A 3,458-nucleotide genomic window follows, 5' to 3' on the forward strand; every position below is an offset into this window, starting at 1 on the left:
GCCTACTGCCGCTTCGGCGCCAGCGGCACCGGCAGCTGCGCCTGCACCAGCGGCACCGGCAGCTGCCGCTCCCGCCGCTCCGTCGGCCGAGCCCGTGCCTGCTGCAACTTCCGAGGCTGCGCCGGCCGCTCCCGCAGCGGCGGCAAGCGCCCCGGCCGCCGCACCGGCACCCAAGCCGGTCGTCAAGGCAGCGCCCCCGCCGCCCCCGGCCGAACGCGGCTTCTTCGAAGAGCTGATGGACAACCCGCTGATGCTCGGCGGCGCGGCGCTGATCGCCTTGCTGGTCGGCTTCCTGCTTTACCGTGTCCTGGGCCGCCGCCGCGAAGAAATGAGCGAGAGCGTGTTCCTCGAAAGCCGCATTCCGAAGGATTCGTTCTTCGGCGCCAGCGGCGGCGAATCGGTCGACACCAAGCAGCGTGGCGATTCCACCGTGTCGTCGCTGTCGTACTCGCCGAGCCAGCTCGATGCGGGCGATGTCGATCCCGTGGCCGAAGCCGACGTGTACCTGGCCTACGGCCGCGACCTGCAGGCCGAGGAAATCCTGCGCGAAGCCCTGCGCGTGAATCCGGACCGCACGGCCATCCACCTCAAGCTGCTCGAGATCCATGCCAAGCGCCGCGACGTGCGGGCCTATGAAGGCCTTGCCACCGAAGTGCACAAGCTGACCAACGGCGCCGGTGCCGATTGGAACCGCGTGGTCGAGATGGGCAAGGATCTCGATCCGGGCAATCCGCTGTACGACTCGGGCGCGCCCCGCGTGAGCCCGGCCGAAAGCGCCGCCTTTGCAGGCGCCCTGGCCACAGCCGCGGCCAAACCCGCGCCGGCCCCGGTGGCGGCACCCGCCCCCGCGCCCGTCGCGRCCACGCCGGCCTTCGTGCCCTCGGTCGCACCGCTGGACTTCGATCTGGACCTGAGCCAGCCGCCGGCACCGGCGCCCGCACCGGCCCCGGTGAGTGCCAGCCTGCCGAAGACGGCCTATGCGCCGCCGGCCGCCAGCAGCGCACCGCTGTCCAACGGCCATGCGCATGCGCCCACGGCACCGGTCGACCTGGAAAACGACTTCGACACCGCCCCCGGCGCACTGTCGCCGATCACCCGCCCCGGCGCGCTCGGCGAAGCCGATGCCAACACCCGGCCGGCCGGCCTGCGCGGCAACCTGCCCGCGGACTCGGGCTTCATCGAGTTCGACATGAGTGCACTGGCCGGCCTGCCCGCCCGCCAGGTGGCCGGTACCACCGATGCAGCAGCCAGGCCCGCCGAAGCCGCGCAGGACGACGATGGCGACGAGAGCCCCCATGCCGTCAAGCTGTCGCTGGCGCGCGAGCTGCAGGCGATCGGCGACGTCGAAGGCGCCCGTTCGCTGGTCGAGGAAGTCGAAGCCGAAAGTGCCGGCGACCTCAAGTCGCAGGCGAGGCAATTGCTCGCCGAGCTGCGCTGACGAGCGGCTTTTTCCGCTGTTCTTCCTGAATTCGTGAGGCTGGCGCTAGGCATCCGCTACAACGGCCAGGCGTACGAGGGCTGGCAGAGCCAGCGCTCGGGCCGCACGGTGCAGGACAAGCTCGAAGCGGCGCTCGCCAAGTTCGCGGCGCAGCCCATCGGCACGCTGTGCGCCGGCCGCACCGACGCCGGCGTGCATGCGCTGATGCAGGTGGTGCACTTCGACACCACCGYCGAACGCGAGCCCTTCTCCTGGATGCGCGGCACCAACCGCTTCCTGCCCGACGACATCGCGGTGCAGTGGGCGCAGCCGGTGCCGGACGAATTCCATTGCCGCGCCAGTGCGCTGGCGCGGCGCTACCTCTACGTGCTGTCGCAGTCGCCCGTGCGGCCCAGCCTCGATTCGGGCCGGGTCGGCTGGTCGATGCATCCGCTCGACGGCGATGCGATGCGCGCCGCCGCCGCCCTGCTGGTGGGCAAGCACGACTTCAGCTCCTTCCGCGCCTCGGCCTGCCAGGCCCGCTCACCGGTGAAGGACCTGCGGCGCATCGAGATCACGCGAGTCGGCAGCGGCGACCGCTGCCGCTGGCACTTCGAGTTCGAGGCCGATGCCTTCCTGCACCACATGATCCGCAACCTGATGGGCTGCCTCGTGCGCATCGGCCGCGGCGACGAACGGCCCGAATGGATCACCGAAGTGCTCGAGGCGCGCAGCCGCAAGGTGGCGGCGCCCACCTTCTCGGCCAACGGGCTGTATTTTCTCGGGCCGTTGTACGACGCCAAGTGGGGTCTGCCGGCCGAGGCCACGCTGCAGGCCGGCGGCGCTCCTTATGATGGGCCGCCATGACTGCCGCTCCCCGCACCCGCATCAAGATCTGCGGCCTCACGCGCGAGGCCGACGTGGATGCCGCCATCGAGGCCGGGGCCGATGCCATCGGCTTCGTGCTCTACGCGAAAAGCCCCCGCGCCGTCACGCCCGAGCGCGCCGCCGAACTCGCCTCGCGCCTGCCGCCCTTCATCACGCCGGTGCTGCTGTTCGTGAACGAGGATGCTCCCAAAGTCATAGCAGCGCTTTCCCGCGTGAAGGGCGCGATCGCGCAGTTCCACGGCGAAGAATCGCCTGAGCAGTGCGAGCGCGCCACCGGCCCGGGGCGCTTTCGCTACATGCGCGCGGCCCGTATTCCGCTGGGCGCCGCCGGAGCGGGCTTCGACCTCGTAAAATACGCGTCCGATTACTCCCACGCCCAGGCCATCCTGCTCGACGCCCATGTCGAAGGTTATGGCGGTGGCGGCAAGGCATTCGATTGGTCACTTCTTCCACCCGCCGTCGACGCTCACCTCGTCTTGAGTGGTGGGCTCACACCTGCAAACGTGAGCGATGGCATTCGCATCCTGCGGACGCGCTGCAAGACGCTGTCCGTTGATGTGAGCTCGGGCGTCGAAATCGACGGTCCCGGGAACAAGGGCCTGAAGGACGCCGGAAAGATCCGGCAATTCGTCGCCGCCGTAAGGGCCGCCGACGCCTCCTTCTCCAGTTAGCCGCCGCACCCGATCGTGATTTCGGGCTGCGGCCCAACGATCGAGAACCATGCGAACCAACTATCAGCAACCCGACGCCACCGGCCACTTCGGCAACTACGGCGGCACCTTCGCGAGCGAAACGCTCACCCACGCGATCAACGAGCTGCGCGACGCCTACGCGAAGTACAAGGACGATCCGGCCTTCCTCGCCGAATTCCACTACGAACTCAAGCACTTCGTCGGCCGCCCCTCGCCGGTCTACCATGCCGCGCGCACCAGCCGCGAGATGGGCGGCGCCCAGATCTACCTGAAGCGCGAAGACCTCAACCACACCGGCGCCCACAAGATCAACAACGTGATCGGCCAGGCGATGCTCGCGCGCCGCATGGGCAAGCCCCGCGTGATCGCCGAAACCGGCGCCGGCCAGCATGGCGTGGCCACCGCCACCATCTGCGCGCGCTACGGCCTCGAATGCGTGGTCTACATGGGCAGCCAGGACG

The 3,458-nt window shown here is 69.6% G+C and carries 4 protein-coding genes; all 4 read left to right on the top strand.

The annotated features are described in order from the left end of the window. Positions 1 to 1,438: FimV/HubP family polar landmark protein (locus AC1DOC_RS25065; RefSeq protein ID WP_478130711.1), on the top strand; the 1,438-nt coding region annotated here is incomplete at its 5' end. Positions 1,439 to 1,471: 33 nt separating this feature from the next. Further along, positions 1,472 to 2,284 (top strand): tRNA pseudouridine(38-40) synthase TruA, encoded by an 813-nt coding sequence (truA, locus tag AC1DOC_RS25070; protein WP_478130712.1) that lies wholly within the window; start codon positions 1,472 to 1,474, stop codon positions 2,282 to 2,284. Beyond that, positions 2,281 to 2,976: a phosphoribosylanthranilate isomerase gene (locus tag AC1DOC_RS25075; protein WP_436301438.1), complete on the top strand. Its 696-nt coding sequence runs from the start codon at positions 2,281 to 2,283 to the stop codon at positions 2,974 to 2,976. Before truA ends, AC1DOC_RS25075 begins: the two co-directional genes overlap by 4 nt. A gap of 49 nt (positions 2,977 to 3,025) precedes the next feature. Beyond that, positions 3,026 to 3,458, top strand: a 433-nt coding sequence (locus tag AC1DOC_RS25080; protein ID WP_478130713.1) for a pyridoxal-phosphate dependent enzyme, incomplete at its 3' end; no start/stop codon positions are given.

Source organism: Variovorax sp. 01T439_2 (assembly GCF_056398445.1).